At 62.9% G+C, this 16,695-nt stretch carries 16 protein-coding genes and 2 pseudogenes; 8 read left to right on the top strand and 10 right to left on the bottom strand.

All coding sequences use genetic code 11. The features are described 5' to 3' along the window. Positions 1-17: 17 nt before the first annotated feature. The gene (locus C0V74_RS04375) at positions 18-707 is read right to left on the bottom strand and encodes a TetR family transcriptional regulator (protein WP_143250791.1); all 690 of its coding nucleotides are present in this window, start codon (positions 705-707) and stop codon (positions 18-20) included. Between the two features lie 86 nt (positions 708-793). Here C0V74_RS04375 and C0V74_RS04380 point away from each other — a divergent pair, with 86 nt between their 5' ends. From C0V74_RS04380 to C0V74_RS04395, 4 genes are all read left to right on the top strand, one after another. After that, a complete protein-coding gene (locus C0V74_RS04380; RefSeq protein ID WP_143250792.1) occupies positions 794-1,705 on the top strand; it encodes an oxygenase MpaB family protein in 912 nt (303 codons plus the stop codon). A 63-nt stretch (positions 1,706-1,768) separates the two neighbouring features. Next, a complete protein-coding gene (locus C0V74_RS04385) occupies positions 1,769-4,246 on the top strand; it encodes a TonB-dependent receptor (protein ID WP_246844962.1) in 2,478 nt (825 codons plus the stop codon). Positions 4,247-4,255: 9 nt separating this feature from the next. Beyond that, positions 4,256-5,812 carry a fatty acid--CoA ligase gene (locus tag C0V74_RS04390; RefSeq protein WP_143250793.1) on the top strand — a complete coding sequence of 519 codons (1,557 nt, stop codon included), beginning with the start codon at positions 4,256-4,258 and terminating at the stop codon, positions 5,810-5,812. A 157-nt stretch (positions 5,813-5,969) separates the two neighbouring features. Beyond that, complete coding sequence (locus C0V74_RS04395; RefSeq protein WP_168194147.1) at positions 5,970-6,584, top strand: acyl-CoA dehydrogenase family protein; 615 nt, start codon at positions 5,970-5,972, stop codon at positions 6,582-6,584. On the opposite strand, the gene C0V74_RS04400 is transcribed toward C0V74_RS04395, so the two are convergent. Next, a complete protein-coding gene (locus C0V74_RS04400) occupies positions 6,539-7,687 on the bottom strand; it encodes an acyl-CoA dehydrogenase family protein (RefSeq protein WP_143250795.1) in 1,149 nt (382 codons plus the stop codon). The two genes, C0V74_RS04395 and C0V74_RS04400, sit on opposite strands and share 46 nt — an antisense overlap. 319 nt (positions 7,688-8,006) lie before the next feature. Between C0V74_RS04400 and C0V74_RS04405 the strand changes: the two genes are divergently transcribed. Genes C0V74_RS04405 through C0V74_RS13005 form a run of 3 tightly spaced genes read left to right on the top strand, consistent with a single transcriptional unit; the run spans position 8,007 to position 9,177 of the window. Beyond that, positions 8,007-8,381: a metalloregulator ArsR/SmtB family transcription factor gene (locus C0V74_RS04405; protein WP_143250796.1), complete on the top strand. Its 375-nt coding sequence runs from the start codon at positions 8,007-8,009 to the stop codon at positions 8,379-8,381. Beyond that, a complete protein-coding gene (locus C0V74_RS04410; protein WP_143250797.1) occupies positions 8,378-8,884 on the top strand; it encodes an arsenate reductase ArsC in 507 nt (168 codons plus the stop codon). Before C0V74_RS04405 ends, C0V74_RS04410 begins: the two co-directional genes overlap by 4 nt. After that, positions 8,881-9,177: a hypothetical protein gene (locus C0V74_RS13005; protein ID WP_210413444.1), complete on the top strand. Its 297-nt coding sequence runs from the start codon at positions 8,881-8,883 to the stop codon at positions 9,175-9,177. Before C0V74_RS04410 ends, C0V74_RS13005 begins: the two co-directional genes overlap by 4 nt. 166 nt (positions 9,178-9,343) lie before the next feature. Here the strand turns inward: C0V74_RS13005 and C0V74_RS04420 are convergent, their stop codons facing one another. The 8 genes and pseudogenes from C0V74_RS04420 to C0V74_RS04445 form a co-directional block, all read right to left on the bottom strand. Then, positions 9,344-10,519 (bottom strand): zinc-dependent alcohol dehydrogenase, encoded by a 1,176-nt coding sequence (locus C0V74_RS04420; RefSeq protein ID WP_143252158.1) that lies wholly within the window; start codon positions 10,517-10,519, stop codon positions 9,344-9,346. 84 nt (positions 10,520-10,603) lie between these two features. After that, a pseudogene (locus tag C0V74_RS13115) lies at positions 10,604-10,927 on the bottom strand (transposase); the annotation flags it as partial. A gap of 1,070 nt (positions 10,928-11,997) precedes the next feature. Beyond that, positions 11,998-12,321 carry a hypothetical protein gene (locus C0V74_RS04430; protein ID WP_143250799.1) on the bottom strand — a complete coding sequence of 108 codons (324 nt, stop codon included), beginning with the start codon at positions 12,319-12,321 and terminating at the stop codon, positions 11,998-12,000. 428 nt (positions 12,322-12,749) lie between these two features. Then, positions 12,750-13,004, bottom strand: coding sequence for a transposase (locus tag C0V74_RS13220; protein ID WP_349236027.1), 255 nt, complete (start codon positions 13,002-13,004; stop codon positions 12,750-12,752). Between the two features lie 16 nt (positions 13,005-13,020). Next, positions 13,021-13,122, bottom strand: a pseudogene (locus tag C0V74_RS13225) (hypothetical protein); the annotation flags it as partial. Continuing rightward, positions 13,095-13,544: an IS5 family transposase gene (locus tag C0V74_RS13230; RefSeq protein WP_349236023.1), complete on the bottom strand. Its 450-nt coding sequence runs from the start codon at positions 13,542-13,544 to the stop codon at positions 13,095-13,097. The gene C0V74_RS13230 and the pseudogene C0V74_RS13225, both read right to left, overlap by 28 nt. A gap of 97 nt (positions 13,545-13,641) precedes the next feature. Continuing rightward, a complete protein-coding gene (locus C0V74_RS04440) occupies positions 13,642-14,751 on the bottom strand; it encodes an L-dopachrome tautomerase-related protein (RefSeq protein WP_143250800.1) in 1,110 nt (369 codons plus the stop codon). After that, positions 14,751-15,425, bottom strand: a complete 675-nt coding sequence (locus C0V74_RS04445; RefSeq protein ID WP_143250801.1) for an antibiotic biosynthesis monooxygenase — start codon at positions 15,423-15,425, stop codon at positions 14,751-14,753. The genes C0V74_RS04440 and C0V74_RS04445 overlap by 1 nt, the downstream gene beginning before the upstream one ends. Positions 15,426-15,878: 453 nt before the next feature. Between C0V74_RS04445 and C0V74_RS04455 the strand changes: the two genes are divergently transcribed. Next, positions 15,879-16,376: a hypothetical protein gene (locus tag C0V74_RS04455; RefSeq protein ID WP_143250802.1), complete on the top strand. Its 498-nt coding sequence runs from the start codon at positions 15,879-15,881 to the stop codon at positions 16,374-16,376. Positions 16,377-16,695 lie beyond the last annotated feature (319 nt).

The raw sequence follows: 16,695 nt of genomic DNA on the forward strand, positions 1-16,695 counted from the left end.
GAAGAAACAGATCAACTCTAGGTTTCGCTCCGAGCACCGCCAGCGCCGATCGCGCCGATCAGGAGCGCCAATTGACCGGCGATGATGTCCTCGTCGATCGTTTCCAGGGACCTGCCCAGAAAGTCCTCCGCGACCTTGCGCGCCCCGCCTTGCCAATTCAAACCGGAGAGCAGGTGAAGCGCGAGGACCTTGTCCTCGATAAGAACCTCGGTGCGCTCGCGTGTCCTGCTGATGAGGCCGGCAATGAGATTGAGCCCGGGCAGCCACAACCGTTCGAGCATGAGGTCATAGCCGGGCCCCCCGACCTGCATCTCCCGCATCATGAATGCAGCCCAAGGTTCCTTCGCGTCGCGTGACAGCAAGGTTTCTGAGAGTCCCAGCGTGACCCGCCGCAGGGCTGCATTCGCGCTTTCTGGAGTATCGACCGCCGCCAGGTCGCCAAGCTCTTCCATCATGGGCCCCATGCGTTCGCGGTAGCGCTTGATGACATGGATCGCGCATGCCCGGTGGAGCCCCGCCTTGTCGGTGAAGTGGTAAGCTATCGTAGGGAGGGCCACCTTCGCCTCGTCCGCCAGCTGGCGCACCGATGTCGCACGGAACCCCTGCCTTCCGAACAGGTCAAGCGCGACCTCGAGCAGTCGCCTGCTCGTCTCGCCGCTTACCTTGTAGGAGCCTCTTCGTCTGTCTTCGGCGCGCGAAGCGTTCATTGTGTCACCTTTAACATCATTTCGCTTGTCGAGAAGCGGACTGCCCGATACCAATATCTAACACTCGTTACATATTGAGTCTTGCTATGAGCGCGACTTCGGACCCGTACCGCGTCGACTACCTGCATCCGGCAGGAGAGGCATCGCTGGTGCCGCCAGCCTCGCCCCAATGGCGCGTGTTCAAGAACCCGATCTCCCTAGGGATAGGCGGTGTCGCGGCTGTCCTGCTCGAATTCGCGGACGCGCGGATCCGCAGCGGCGTGTGGGATCACTCGACGTACAAGGCTGACCCGATCGGCCGCTCGCGCCGTACCGGCACCGCCGCCCTTGCCGGAGTCTATGGGCCGGCAAGCACCGCCCGCCGGATTATCGGCGGGGTCAACAGGATGCATGCCAAGGTGTCAGGGGAGACGCCTGGGGGCGAGGCCTACCGCGCGCTCGATCCCGGGTTGCTCGACTGGGTCGCGGCCACCGCAGGGTACGGCTTTCTCGAAGCGTACCATCGCTTCGTCATGCCCCTGACCGGTCGCGAGAGGGCCGCCTATTACCGCGATCATGAGCCGGTCACCCGGCTCTACGGGGTGCAGAACCCCCTGCGCTGCGATGCGGACTTCTTTTCTATGCTCGACCGCCTTTACCCGCGCTTCGAGCCGCATCCCATCGTCGGCGAATTCCTCGCGATCATCATGTCCGGTCAGGCCGCGCCTTCGGTGCCGCGGCCTCTGCATCGCGCGTTAGGCCGTGCATCGGTGGCGCTGCTGCCCGACAAGGTCCGCGATCGACTGGAGCTTGGCCGCGAATACGATTTGACGACGCGCGACCACGCGATGCTGCGCGCGGCCGGTTGGCTGGCGGAACGCATTCCCGTTCGGGATTCGCCGCCGTGGCAATCGGCCGTTCGTCTCGGGCTGCCCGGAAGCTTCGCTTGGCGCTCCCCGCGCAAGCAACGGCAACTGCTGGCGGCACTCGGCCGTGAAGGAGTGCCGGCGACTTCCTGAAGATTTGAACGTGTCGAGATCAACCCGCGCAGCGACGCGGGAGCCATGAGGAGAGGAATAGAAATGACCAGCTTGAATCGCGCCGCGCGCATGAGCCTTTCGGTCGGCGCAGCCACCATCGCATTGCTGTCGGGTATGAGCGCTCAGGCGCAAGAGGCGGCGGAGCAAGAGACGTCCAGCGCAATTCAGGCCGAGCCTCTTCCTGGCGAAATCATCGTCACGGCCCAGCGCCGCGAGGAATCGATAAACCGGGTGGGCATTTCCATTCAGGCCCTCACTGCCGACACGCTCGCAGAATTGCGCGTCAATTCGGTGAGGGACCTGGCTGCGGTCGTGCCCAGCTTCACCGTCGCGCAAAGTTACCAGGGCGTGCCGACGTACACTTTGCGCGGCATCGGTTTCAACACGATCAACCTGTCGGCCACTTCGACCGTGGGCACCTACACCGACGAGGTCGCCTACGCTTATCCGATCATGAACACCGGCCCGCTGATCGATATCGAGCGGGTCGAAGTGCTCAAGGGCCCTCAGGGGACGCTCTACGGTCGCAACACGACCGCTGGCCTCATCAACTTCGTCACCGGCAAACCGAGTGAGACGACTTCGGGCGCGATGACCGTCGACGTCGGCAATTACCAGACGACCAATGTGGGCGGCTACGTCACCGGCCCGATTGCCAGCGGAGTGCAGGCGCGCATCGGTTACCGCGTCGATCTGAGCGACAAGGGATGGCAGGTCAGCAACAGCCGCGGTGAGCGGCAGGGCGAAGTCCGGCGGTACGGGCTACGCGGATCGCTGGCGTTTCAGCCGGGGCCCCTCGAAGTTGACCTGTCGGCTACCTACTGGGTGAACAAGTCCGACACCGTCGTCGGTCAAGCGATCGGCTTCACTCCGGGCACCACGCCGGGCGGCGGCGGCCTGGCAAGCTTCTTCAACGCGCCGGGTGCCGCCGCCTACATCGCCGCCAACTTCCCGACCGACGGCAATCAGGCCGACTGGGCGCCGTACTCTCGTCGCGCGCCGGACATCGGCCGCGGCGCCGGCATTCCCGGCCCACTGCAGGAAGACAATTGGTTCCTCGGCCTCAAGGGCAGGGTCCAGTGGAACCTTTCCGATTCCGCGCGCATGGTGTCGCTGACGGGTTACAACGAGTTCGTGCGTGACGCCGTGTTCGATTGGTCGGGCATTCCGAATGAAGTGCTGGTCCAGCATGCCGAGGGTCGTATCCGCAGCTTCGCACAGGAACTGCGGGTGGAAGGCGACGGACCGGGCTACAACTGGCTCGTAGGAGGCTACTTCGCCCGCGACAAGATCAGCGATACCAACCGCACGCTGCTGGGCGAGAACGCCAACGTCGGCCTGCTACGCGCGCTGACTTTCCAGCTGCTTGGGTCGCCGCTCAACACCTTCGGCTATACTGCGGCAGACGCGGCGACGACGTTCCGCACCTACCGCGACGAGGGCAACTTCAACAACAAGACATGGAGCGTGTTCGGCAGCGGCGATTATGCGTTTTCCGACCTGCTCAAACTGACCCTTGGCGCGCGCTACACCAAGGACCGGCAGGAATTCACCGGCTGCTCGCGCGATTTCAAAGGCAGCATGCTGCCGAACGTCAACCTCGCCAACCGTGCCCTGTATCTGCAGATCTACGGCAAGTTCGCGCCGCCGATCGGGCTCAACGACTGCAACACCTTCGATCCCGTCAGCGGGACATTCGGCCCGGTGAGCGCGGTGCTGCCGGAAGACAACTTCTCGTGGCGTGCCGCGCTGGACATCACGCCCAGCCCGACGACGCTGTTCTATGCATCGGTCTCGCGCGGGTACAAGTCGGGTACTTCTCCGGTGAACGCCGCCAGCACCGCGCGCCAGAACCTGCCTGTGAAGCAGGAGCAGCTCACCGCCTATGAGGTGGGCGCCAAGCTCGGCCTGCTCGACCGGCGCGCCCAGTTGAACGTCGCGGCGTTCTACTACGACTACAAAGATAAGCAGATCAGCGCCTACTTCGCCGATCCGATCTACACCGCGCTGGCGCGGCTCGATAACGTACCCAAGTCGAAGGCTTACGGCATCGAGGGCGAACTGACCGTCCGCCCGACGTCCACCATCACCTTGATTGGCAATGCCCTGTGGCTGAAGACCCGGGTCGATGGCTACGTGGGCATCAACGCTGCCGGCCAGCCGCAGGACTTCGATGGCGCAGGTTTCATCTACAGCCCGGAATGGACCGTCTCGGGCACCGCGCTGCTCGATCAGCCGATCGGCAACGGCCTCAACCTGACCGCGAACACGAACGTCCGCTATCAGTCCCGGCAGACAACCATCTTTGAGGTCAATCCGCTGTACGATATCGATCCGTATACGGTCGTTAACGCCGGGCTCGGCATCAAGGCCGAAGACGACAGCTGGTCGCTCGGTATCTGGGGTCGCAACCTGTTCGATAAGTACTACTGGAACGCGGTGGCGAGTAACTCCAACATCGTCGTCCGCTTCCCCGGCCAGGTCCGCACCTACGGCGCCACGGCCTCGTTCCGGTTTTGAGGAAAACCGATGATCGACGTCCATAGCCTGCCGAAGACGTTCGACGGGGCGCTCCACCATCATGCGGTGGAGCGCCCCGAGGCCGTCGCCTTGCGGTTCGAAGACCGGACAACGTCGTGGAGGGAATTCGACGAGACCGCGAACCGGATCGCCAATGGGCTGATCGGACTGGGCCTCACCAAGGGGGGCCGTGTTGCCTACCTGGGCAAGAACAGCGACCGGGCGATCATGTTGACGCTCGGCGCAGCGCGCGCCGCGGTGGTCTTCATCCCGATCATCTGGCGCCTGGCTCCGGCCGAGATCGAATACATCCTCGAGGATAGCGAAGCCAAGGTGCTGTTCGTCGAACCCAGCTTCGCTGCGGTCGGCGAGACGGCGGCAGCACAGGGCATGACGGTGATCGACATGGCGGACGGGTTCGAAGCCTTGGTGGATGCCGGGGCGCCCACCCCGCCGCCGTCCTCCGTCGACGAGCACGATATCATTCTGCAGCTCTACACTTCGGGCACGACCGGCAAGCCCAAGGGGGTGATGCTGAGCCACGCCAATGGCATTCGTCAGCGCGCCAACCAGATCGCCGCGGGGGTGACCTGGTTATTGAACGACCCGGGCGACGCGACCGTGGTCGCCATGCCCTATGGGCACATCGGCGGCGTCGGATTCGCGTTGCTGGCCACGAACGGCGGGCAGGAAATGATCGTCCACGCGGAATTCGATCCGGGGGCGGTCATCGAGGCGGTCGAGCGCTACAGCGTGAAACGCATCTTCCTGGTACCGGCCGCAATCGGCATCCTGCTGCAACATCCACGCGCTGCGACTGCGGACTTCAGCTCAATCGAAACGCTCTCATACGGCGCCAGCCCGATACCGTTGCCGCTGCTGCAACAGGCCGTCGACCGCCTGGGCTGCGGTTTCGTGCAGGCCTACGGCATGACGGAGACCTGGGGCACGGTGGTCGCCTTGCCCCCGGAGGATCACTTGCCCGGGCGCGAACAGAAGATGATTTCAGCAGGCAAGGCTCTGCCGGGCGTCGGCATCCGCATCATCGACGAGGATGGCAATACCTTGCCGGTCGGGACCATCGGCGAGATCGCCGTCAGCAGCCCGAACAACATGGCCGGATACTGGAAGAAACCCGAGGAGTCGGCGAAGACGATGTTCGCGGAAGGCTGGATCCGGACCGGCGATGCCGGAGTCCTCGATGAAGAGGGATATCTGTTCATCCAGGACCGGATCAAGGACATGATCATAACCGGTGCGGAGAACGTCTATCCCGCCGAAGTGGAAAGCGCGATCCACGGCCACCCAGCGGTGCTCGAGGCAGCGGTGATCGGCGTCCCGGACCCCAGGTGGGGCGAAGCGGTCAAGGCGATGGTCGTGCTCAAGCCCGGCGCCGAGGCGACCGCCGAGGCGATCATCGCCCACGCTCGAACCCGGATCGCCGGGTTCAAGTGCCCCAAGTCGGTAGAATTCATCGACGCCCTGCCGCGCAACCCTTCAGGGAAGATTCTGCGTCGCGAATTGCGCGAGCCGTTCTGGGCCGGGCACGACCGACGGGTGAACTGAGGTGACTTTCGCGCATAGCGACGAACAGCGGATGCTCGCAGAAACACTCGATGGGGCGCTTTCCGGCGGCGATCCGGCTACTTGGAACGATGCGGTTCAGGGGCCGGGCCTCGACGCCCTCGGGATTCCTGAGGCCAGCGGCGGAATAGGGACCGACTTGCGCGACGCAGCGGTCGTTGCTGCCGCGTTCGGCCGCGCCAATGCCGGTCTGCCTTGGGCAGAGCACTGGACCGCGACGAAGCTCGGGGCGCCTGACCTCGATGGTCCAAGGGCAGCGTGCGAGGCCGAGGCGCTGCGTTTCGCCAACGACGAGACGCAACGTGCGGAGGCGCGCGACGACATTGCGCTCCTCCATGCTGCCGAGATGGTTGGCCTGTGCCGAACCATGCTTGGCGATACCGCTGCTTACCTGAAACAACGACATCAGTTCGGCGTGCCGATCGCCAGCTTTCAGGTCCTTCGCCACCGGGTCGCCGACATGGCCATGGCGCTGGAGCACGCCGAAGCGCTGGTCGACCTCGCAATCGATGCCGCTCCATCCAGTCGCCCGCTTCTGATCAGCGCGGCGCGCGTCGTCGCGGACGAGTCTGGCCGCATCGTCGGTGAAGGGGCGGTGCAGTTGCACGGTGCCATGGGGTTGACCGCAGAACTGAGGCTGGGCGGCTATTTCCGCCGTTTGCGTATGTTGATGCAGGACGACGGCACAGCTGCCGCACACGTGCGCCGCTATGCGGCCTTGTCCAGCACCCCGCGCGCGATCAGATCCCGCTGAATTTCGTTCGATCCCGCGTAGATCGAACTCGCCCGGTTGTTGAGATAACGCGGCATGGCGACCGCGATCGCATCCGGCGCCGCCTCCAACGGCCCCTTCCACCCGGCGGCGATGTCCAGCGCAATGGCGTCGATCCGTTGGGACGCCTCGGTCCCCATCACCTTCATCATCGACGGCCGAACCGAAACAGCGGGTCCGCGCCCCGACAGCGCCGCAAGCTCCATCGCCCGAAGTCCTTCGACCGCAATTTCCTCGCGAGCCAGTCGCTCGCGGTTCGCCTCGTGCCCCAGCCAGCCGGTCGCTTCGGCTGCTTCGTGAACTGCGGCGAGGTGCGATTTGAGCCCGGGCGCATAGCGGCCGCCACGCTCGAACGTGAGCAGGTGCTTGGCCACCGTCCAGCCGTCGTTCTCCTCGCCGAGCCGGCCCGACACAGGCACCCGCACATCGTCGAAGAAGACCTGGTTGAATTCGTGATCGCCGGCCAGCGTCTGGATCGGCGCCACCGTGATGCCGGGGGTGCTCATTTCCAGTAGCAGAAAGGTGATGCCGCTCTGCGGCCGACCTTCGGTGCCGGTGCGAACGAGGCAGAACATCCGCGTCGCGAAATGCGCGTGCGTGGTCCAGATCTTGGAGCCGTTGAGCACGTAGTGATCGCCCTCGCGGATCGCGCGGAGCTTCAACGAGGCGAGGTCAGAGCCGGCCCCCGGTTCAGAATAACCCTGGCACCAGTAATCTTCGCCCGAAAGGATGCGCGGCAGCAGTTGCGCCTTCTGCTCCGGCGTACCGTAATGCATGATCACCGGGGCAACCATTTTCAGGCCCATCGGCGCGAGCGATGGCGCGTAGGCACGCGCGGCCTCTTCGGCGAAGATGTAGCGCTGGATGTCGTCCCATCCGGTGCCGCCGTACTCAACCGGCCAATCGGGCGTCGCCCACCCCCGGGCGTGGAGTAATTGCTGCCACGCAAGCGAAACGGACGGGTGCTGGAACACCGATGTCGCCCGCCTCGCGGCGCGGCGCAGTTCGGGCGTAAGCGCGGTGTCTAGGAAGGCGCGAACTTCGGAGCGGAAGGCCAGCGCATCGGGCGTTTCTAGCAATGTCATTCTATGCAGAATGAATACCTAGCCCTACTTTACAAGCCAATTCCACGGCCTCGGGAATCCTGCTGCCTTTATCTTGGACGCGATCAGAGTCCGCTTTGGGGAGTTTAGATGACCGAGATCGGGCGCATTGCGGAACGGCAGGATTTGGGCCGTGAGGAGACGGTCTGCTTGCAGCAACTGACCCCGGCAATGCTGCCATTAGCCATCAAGCCTTTCGGAGTATCCAGGCGACAACCCATTGTGCTTCGATACTTTTCGAATTATAGCTTGACCTCCGCCCCTGCACCCGTACTTCGACAGTCCTCGAAAGGTGGTGCCGATGGGCGGTCTCGATTCTCAGCTATGGGCGGTGGATGCGCTGGGGGCGCTCGCTCATGAAACCCGGCTGGCAGTCTTCCGCGCGCTGGTGAAGGCCGGGCCGGAGGGCATGATTGCAGGCGCGATTGCCGATCATTGCAGCGTGCCGCCATCGACCATGTCGCATCATCTCGCCGCGCTGGAGCGCGCCGGGCTGGTCCAGTCAGAGCGCGAAAGCCGGTTGATCCACTACCGCGCTGACTTTCCGGGGATGCGGCGCCTGTTGACATTCCTGATGCAGGATTGCTGCCAAGGCGCGCCGGAAATGTGCGGCGACCTGCTGGGCGATCTTGCCTGCCTTGCCGATCAACCCGCCAACGCTTCAGGCGAAAGATGACGGACCGACCTTTTACCATCCTCGTCCTGTGCACCGGCAACAGCGCCCGCTCGATCCTGGGCGAAGCGCTGTTCAATCATCTTGGCGGCAACGGGGTTCGCGCCTTCAGCGCGGGCAGCAAGCCCAAGGGCGTGCCGCACCCCGGCGCGCTGCGGCTGCTGGCGCGGCGCGGCATCGATACCGCCGCCTTCCGCTCGAAAAGCTGGGACGCATTCACCGCGCCGGACAGCCCGCCGATCGATCTGGCCATCACTGTCTGCGGCAATGCGGCAAGTGAGGCGTGCCCCGTTTTCCTTGGCAGCCCGCTCAAGGCCCACTGGGGCCTGCCCGATCCAGCCGATGTGACCGACTGCGAGGCCGACGTTGATGCAGCGTTCGAGGAAACCTGGCGCCTGCTGGAGTTGCGGGTCCGGGCGTTCCTCGCGCTCGATCGGGCCGCCATGGACCCGCGCGAGTTGCAAGCCGGGCTGGCCGGGATCGGCGCGATGGACGGTGCCGCATGAGCGCCGCCGCATCCCCGCTTGGCCTGTTCGAACGCTACCTGTCGGTCTGGGTCTTTCTCGCCATTCTGGCCGGTCTGGCGCTGGGTCTTGTCGCGCCCGATGCCATCAGCGCCATGGCGGGCTTTGAATATGCCTCGGTCAATCTGGTGGTGGCCGTGCTGATCTGGGCCGCCCTTGGTCCGTCCAACCAGGGGCCCAAGATACCTTTTTACCCCAAGGCTGGAAGGCGTGCGGCCGGCCATGAGATAAGTTGCGTCGATCATGTCGGTCCGCGGCTCGGCTTTTTGGTCTAAAGGGCCCCATAGCAGCCTGCCGCCGACCGCCGGCACCGGAGATGGCTCCATCGCCATCTCCGGCCTCCGGTTCCGCTTCACTCCACCTCCGTCCGGATATGACGGCGAGCTTATTGTACCAACAAACCGCTCGGTCCGCTCGGTGGGGGCAGATCAGATCCGCACGTCAGCCGTGCGGGCGCATAACCACCTTGATGACGCCTTCTTCCTTGTCCCGAAACTTGGCGTACATTTCCGGCGCGTCCTCGAGGCTTGCCGGGTGGGTAATCACGAAACTGGGATCGATTGCACCGGCTACGATCTTCTCCAGCAACGGCTTGGTGTAGCGCTGAACGTGGGTCTGACCGAGTTTGATCGTCAGTCCCTTGTTCATTGCCGCCCCGAGTGGCAGCTTGTCGGCCACGCCGACGTATACGCCAGGGACGGACACCGTGCCTCCCTTGCGACAATTCATGATGGCTTGGCGCAGCACATGCACCCGATCAGTGGCGAGCATCATGCTCGCCTTGACCTTGTCCATCACCGCATCGGCCGCGCCGTGAGCTGCGGCCTCGCAGCCGACCGCATCGATGCAGCTGTCCGGACCACGTCCCTTGGTCCGCGCCTGCAATTCGTCATAGACATCGGTCTCGGTGAAGTTGATCGTCTCGGCGCCGCCCGCCTCGGCCATGGCGAGCCGCTCGGGCACCTCGTCGATCGCGATCACCCGGCCCGCGCCCATCATCAGGGCCGATCGGATGGCGAACTGGCCGACCGGGCCGCAACCCCAGATCGCGACGGTGTCGCCGGGCTCGATCTGTGCGTTCTCGGCGGCCATGTAGCCTGTCGGAAAGATGTCGGATAGAAACAGCGCCTGCTCATCCGTAATGTTGTCGGGGATTTTGATCGGACCGACGTCGGCCATCGGCACGCGCAGATATTCCGCCTGACCGCCGCAGTAGCCGCCCATCATGTGGCTAAAGCCGAACAACCCTGCGGGCGAATGGCCCATGGCCTTTGCTGCCATCTCGGCGTTCGGATTTGTCCGGTCGCAAGCGGCAAACAGGCCTTTCTTACAGAACCAGCAATCGCCGCAACTGATCGTGAAGGGTACGACGACACGATCGCCGATCTTCAGGTTCGTCACTTCGGAACCGAGAGCGACGACTTCCCCCATATTCTCGTGGCCGAGGATATCACCTGCCTCCATCGTAGGCTGGTAGCCATCGAGCAGGTGAAGGTCGGACCCGCAAATGGCGCATGCCGTGACCTTGATGATGGCATCACGGGGGTGCTTGATCTCGGGATCCGCGACGGTGTCGACGCGAACGTCACCCTTACCGTGCCAACACAGTGCGCGCATAATTCTCTCCATTTCAGAAAACCGGTCCACCCGGCGGACCAGTCTGAAGACCTTAACGCGCTTGCGCGTGATCGGGTCCCCCCTTTTTGCGCCGCCGGAGCACCGGTGCGCTTTCACATAGCTGCTGTCGATCTGGCCGGTCTCGGCCATCCACCCTTCCTCGGTCAAGGCCGCCAGGATACAGTTCACGCCGCGTCGGCTCCAGCGGTTCCAGCGATTGTAGATGGTCGTCGAGGGATCATACTCGCTCGGGCAGTCGGCTCAGCGACCGCCGCAGTTCAGCATGTGCACGATACCCGATATCACCCGCCGATCATCGACCCGCCGGGTCCCCGGCTGGTTCTTCGGCAAGTGCGGCTCGATCGCCGCCCACGCCGCATCCGACAGCCAGAACAACGATCCCGCCATGCCCAGAGCCTCCTCAACTGGAGACTCCCTGAATCAGCACACCGTTGCGGGATCAAGCTTCTGATCGGGTTTGGACCCTAAGAATTTGATGCTCCAAGCTCTAAAGGCGACCAGCGTCCGTCCGTGATGAAATTGTAGGAGCAAGATAGTCCCAATGCGACCAGCTCTCTTGGCGGCTAGTCGACGACGGGTTGGTAATATCAAAAGATCGTGCGCTGGGCGTCAATCGGGCTCTCGGTCTTGATGCGCGCCTTGGTCCCGCGTGAATACTCGTCCTTGTCCACGGAACGCTGCGTTTGGTTTAGGCTTATAGCCCAGCCTTTTGAGCGCAGCTCGGCAAAGCGAGCGGCTTACCCCCGCTCGTTTGCCGATGACAGTTCCCTGATTCTTAGGTTTGCGGATACCCAAACGGCCCGCATGTTTGGGATCAATGCCCTTCAACATGTAGCGGCGGACGGCGAGGGACGACCTTACCTTCCCGATGTCGACACACCCCGCCGGAGATTGATGATGGTTTATTGCAGCTTTGCGATGAATTTTGGCACCCGGTTCAAGACTTGTAATCTACCGGGGAACTAGATCGCAGAATTCCTTGTAGAGCTCATCTGGGATATGGACAGTCCAGTGCACATGGTCGTTTTCACGAAGGTATTTGTATTGTGGATGAAAGTCCTTTTTTAGTTCCCTGCTTCGAGTGCGCAGGTATCGGCAGTATCGTTCGTTGCGCAATCTATCGAAATTATCTTCGCCGCTTTCGCTCAGGCTATAACTTATTGAGACGAAGACATTGAGCGGAACCCCGGTTGTGCACTCGTGGGTTGTTGCCGCCTACGGCCTCGGTCGGTTGCGATTACTGGGGAAGCCCTCCCAGCGTGATGGAGACTCTGGGCCGCATGGAGCGAGATGTGCTCTGTTTGCTTTTTGCCGCGAAAAGCCCTGTTAGACATACCAACTCTCGTCCATTTGTTCCTAGCACTCGTCTGCGCTGCTGTTAGGATCGGGAGCATGCGGGACGAAGCGGTATTGGGCGGTAAATTTCATATGGCTCAGATTGGGACAGTTTTGGTGGGTCATGAACGTCGCGCCGATGAACAGAGACCGACGCGAAATGGATCAGGGATAGGTGGGTCGCTCGTAGATAACGGTCCGGTTTGTGGCGAAAGATGGGAGAAACACTGCGTCCCGCCACTGCCGATGACGCCAGGCAGGCTCTCGAAGCTTTTCATGGCAATGTCGAAGCCGGGTAGTTCTTCGTGGACGATGCGTATTTGCTCACTATCGGCTGCGTCCGTCACGATATCGCAGCGGACGAGATCGGTCGTTAGTTCGTCGAGCTTGTAGGCGAAGATCGCACGCACGTCGTCGCGGGATACGGGATCGAACCCCTTGGCCATCACGATAGCGAAGCCGTTTTCGGCTTTCGCATGGCACCTCCGTTCAGGCGGGTGTCAACGCAGCAGGTTGCTGACCATAACAGGATGGATCATCGCTTCAGGTGCGTCGAGGCCCTTCGGACAGTCGCGGACGATCCATAGCCAGCGCGTCATCCGTCCAAGGTCCGCTCGACCCTCCAACTTTGAAGGAGCACTCCAAAGCCGAACACGTCCACCGACAACAGATGATCTCGACGGTGAAGTCGCGCAGAGCAGCCGCATCAGGCAGCTTGATCCGACCGCAGGGCCTATCGCCGAACGCGTGCTTTCGAGATAGCGGGCATTTGCAGATCGCGGACACGATCTCGTGGGCCCTTGCGCCGTTCGAGATGTTGGCCGTCGTCAGGGCGACCATGATAGCGATGTGGCGAGATCTCCTCGGGCACGGCTTAGGTTTCGTGGACAAAGGGTATCCAGAGCTTGATTGAAGCGAGAGCGACGAAGCCGAGGTAGGACTCTTTGGTTTTGTCGTAGCGGGTCGCGATGCGCCGCCAGTTCTTCAGCTTGTTGAACAGCCGCTCGATCACGTTCCGCCAACGGTATTTTACCCGGTCGTGCGGTGCAGGTGTGCGGCGATTGGCCTTGGCAGGGATGACCGCTTCGACCGGCAGCGGCGATCTCCTCGCGGATGGCATCGGCATCATAGCCGCGGTCGGCGAGGAACGCTTCGATGCGGTCACCGATCATCCGGAAGAGCGGCGCAAAGCCTTGAACGTCGTGAGCTTGGCCGGGCGTCAGCACGAAGCCGAGTGGGAGGCCTCTGGCGTCGCATCTGGCGTGGAGTTTGGTGGTGAAGCCTCCCCGCGATCGGCCGAGCCCCTCTGTTTGCTGAGTCCCCTTTTTAAGCCGACTGCACAATGATGTGCCCGGACCACTGTGGTGTCGATCATGTCGGCGGCAGTGTCCCGTCCCGCCAGTTCGGCCAGCGTCTCGAGCATGGCATCAAACACGCCGGTCGTAACCCATCTTCGGTAGCGCCGGAAGACGCTGTTCCACTTGCCATACTCATCCGGCAGGTGTCGCCACTGCGCGCCGGTGCGCGCGATCCACATCATGCCTTCGAAGTAGCGTCGATTATCCTGCGCCGGCCGGCAGCCACGCCCGCGCTCCGGCGGCAGCAGCGGCATGACCAGTTCCCACTCGTCATCCGATACCCCAATCCGCTCGCCCAAGGCCGCCTCCAAAAGGCAGCCTTGAATCGAACGACGAGTCCCAGGTCAAGCTTTGTCCACGAAGCCTAACTACATCAAGACACTGGTCGTTAAAACCGACCGCGTCGCGTCACCGACGAAAGGAAAAAAGCGCGGTTGGCAGCGAAGCGGGGGCGCCCGGCTTATACCAGTTCGTATCCTGGATATGCGAGGCAGTGACGTAGATCGTCCCGTCCGGCCCTTCCGACAGCGTATCGGGCCAGCGCAATCTCTTGTCGGTTACCACCGGCTCCAGCGCATCGCCCTTCCAATACTTCACGGAATTGTCGGTTGGTGAGGTGACATAGAGCGTGTCGTCGCTGCCCATCCAGAGGCCGTCCGCAACATTGGTCGTGCCGACGGTCTTCACCGCCGCTTCAACGTCCGAGGCCGAAGTGCTCTTGCTGAGTTTCGATGTATCGATCGAATAGAGCGTTCGGCCGGTCAGCGCCTGCCAGTAAAGCGTCTCTCTGTCGTTGGAGACTGCAAGGCCGTCGGACGAGAAGCTGGGCTGGCGACCATCGGGCCGACGAAGCGGCTTGCCATCGATTTCGACGATCACGTCCTTCTCGACCTGCGTGGACTTATGGCCGTCGAGCGCGCGGAAGGCGTCACCGGTGTCAAGGTCGACGACTATGATCGCGCCGCGTGTGCCCGAATCAGTAATGTAACCGGTCTTGCCGTCAGCGCTGAAGCGGATGTCATTGAGATAGGTACCCTGAAGCGCCACCGTCTCGTCGAACAGGATCGTCTTGGTGACTTGGTCGGTCGCGAGGTCGACACGGACCAGCTTGGGGCCGCCGGGCAGGATCTTTTCGTTGCCGGGCGCGGCGGGATCGAGCACCCACAAGGCGCCCCGACCATCCGCCACGATCGATTGCACGCAGACGAAATACTCGCCGACCGGCATTTCGCTCGCCTTCGCGTTGCGCCAGGAATTCCATCTCTCGTCCGGATAGGCCTTGAGCTTTCCGCTCGGAAGCAATTCGGCGACCGAGATCGGGGCGTCGTCGGTCCAGCGCGGGAAACAGACGAAGATCCGCCCGTCCTCGGTGACGCTTACGCCGGTCACCTGATGGTCGAAATCCGCGACCTTGGTGAGTTTCGAATCCGTGCCCGCGAACTTGAACGCGAACGCGGCTCCGGCTGCTGCGGTGCCGGCAACGGCGGCTCCGACGAGCGCCTTCTGCTTCGTGTCCATCAGACTGTCCCTCCCTCAAGCGGCCGCGCGACCGACGTGTTCCTGCTCGTCCTCTCCTCATCACCAGCGGATGCAATCTTGAACGCCAAGATTTGTGCGCGGTGGATCTGGGGAGGCTCGGCGAACAGCGAAGCAGCGCTTCCGGATAGCGCCGTGCCGACTTCGCCCGACAGATGCGCCTCGCGCCCTGCCTCGTCGGCGAAGGTATCGACGATGGCGAACCGAGTCTTTCCGAGACGCAGAGCGTACCACGACAGGGTGCCCGGCTCCCGCTCCACGGCCGATTGGGCTCCTTGCAGGAAGCGGGCAACCTCTTCCTCCGCACCATCCCGTGCTTCAAGCGGAACATGCAGGGCCAAGCGCGGCAGGGCGTCCGCCGCCGGCACCTTGAGGGCGAGGATGTCGGCCGGCTCGATCTCCGGCAATCCGTTGAGGATGGTGAAGGTCTTCACCACCAGCGCCCGGCCGACCGTGCCGAACAGATGCTTCAGCCGGCCGGCATTGCCGGGGAAGGTATCGAAGATGGCGAAGTCGGCGGGGCCAAAGCGCAGCGCGTACCAGTGCCGCGTGTCCTGCTCATGCTCGACCGGCTCCAGCGCACCCCGGAGGAATTCAGCGGCATCTTCCTGGTGGGTCGGCCCGGCTTCAATGCCTACGAACAGTGCCTTGTGCATCTTTTCTCTCCTTGTTCCGATGGTAGCGCCTCGAGCTCTACGGAAGGCGTCCTGGGCCTAAATCATGGGCGATCGAGCGGCAAGGGAATGGCGCGATGCGCGCGGCGGACTCAAAACTGAGAGCCGAGATCTGGAGCGATGGCGACGGAGACGATCAGGACGGCGCTCACGACAGCGGTCGACGCCTCCTCGCTTCCCGCGGTGCGCTCGACGCCCTGATGCGGCGCGAGCGGCGCGATCTCCTCTTTGAGGTGCGTCTGAGAGCCGAGCGGATCGAGACGCGATACACCCGCTACATGGACAAGGAACCCTTCGATGAGCTCAGGAACACGCGGTACGTCGTCCTCCGCCCCGGCCAGCCCGCCAAAGCAACTGCGCGAAATTATCGAACTCGGAGAGGCCCTCGTCGCCGAGCTAGGCCTCGACTAGTCGAATGATGTCCTTGGCCGTTGGATGGCGCACCATTTCGCGAAACTGATCGAAGCGGCGAAATCGGCGGCAGACGATGCGCGCGTTGCGGCCGAGGATCGATGCGTCACCGCGATCCTAGAGGTTTGGCGGCATCGGAATTGCCTTCCGCATGGTGCACGCCCGTTCGAACCCGCGGAGCGAGTGCTGGATGTGATCACCGCACTCGATCCCGATGCGACGCAACCTTTCTACAACCGCCTCGCCCTCGACTGGGACGACCAGTCGAAGCTCGCGGAACGCAAGGTGCTCGACGTCGTCGTCCTTTTCGATCGAGTGTCGCGCCAAGTGCTTCGTCACCTGTTGTCCCGTGCCATCGAGGAGATTCCGGACCAGACCCGCGCCTGGGTGAAACGCGCTTCCGGGATGGGGCTCGCCGGCCGCGACATCGCCACCTTGCGTCAGATCGTCTACGTAACCGGCGACGCCGAGAAGGACGAACACCGCAGGCTCGTGGACGAGGTGAACGGCGTGCGGTCGTAGATCGAACGTCTCGAGCGCTTCGCCAATATGGCGAAACTCGTTCAGGACGAGCTCGAGACCCGCCTCGCATCATTGGAGGCGGAACTTCCCGACGAGGATGCGGAAAACTGACGGCAGATCTACGCGCTGACTCAGCACCACTGATGGGCGAGCAACGAAATCAAGCTCGAAGATTAAATGTAGCCATTTGAAGGATGTCCGCTTTTGGGGATCGACGTCCAAGTGCTAAACGACCGCGATTGGGCGCAATACAGACTGGCTGCTATTGGGCCGTAAGCGGTCAGTCCGCTCCCAGGTGCCGCGACGACCAAGGCCGACG

Origin of the sequence: Altererythrobacter sp. TH136 (assembly GCF_007065885.1) — a bacterium.
GTDB lineage: Bacteria > Pseudomonadota > Alphaproteobacteria > Sphingomonadales > Sphingomonadaceae > Tsuneonella.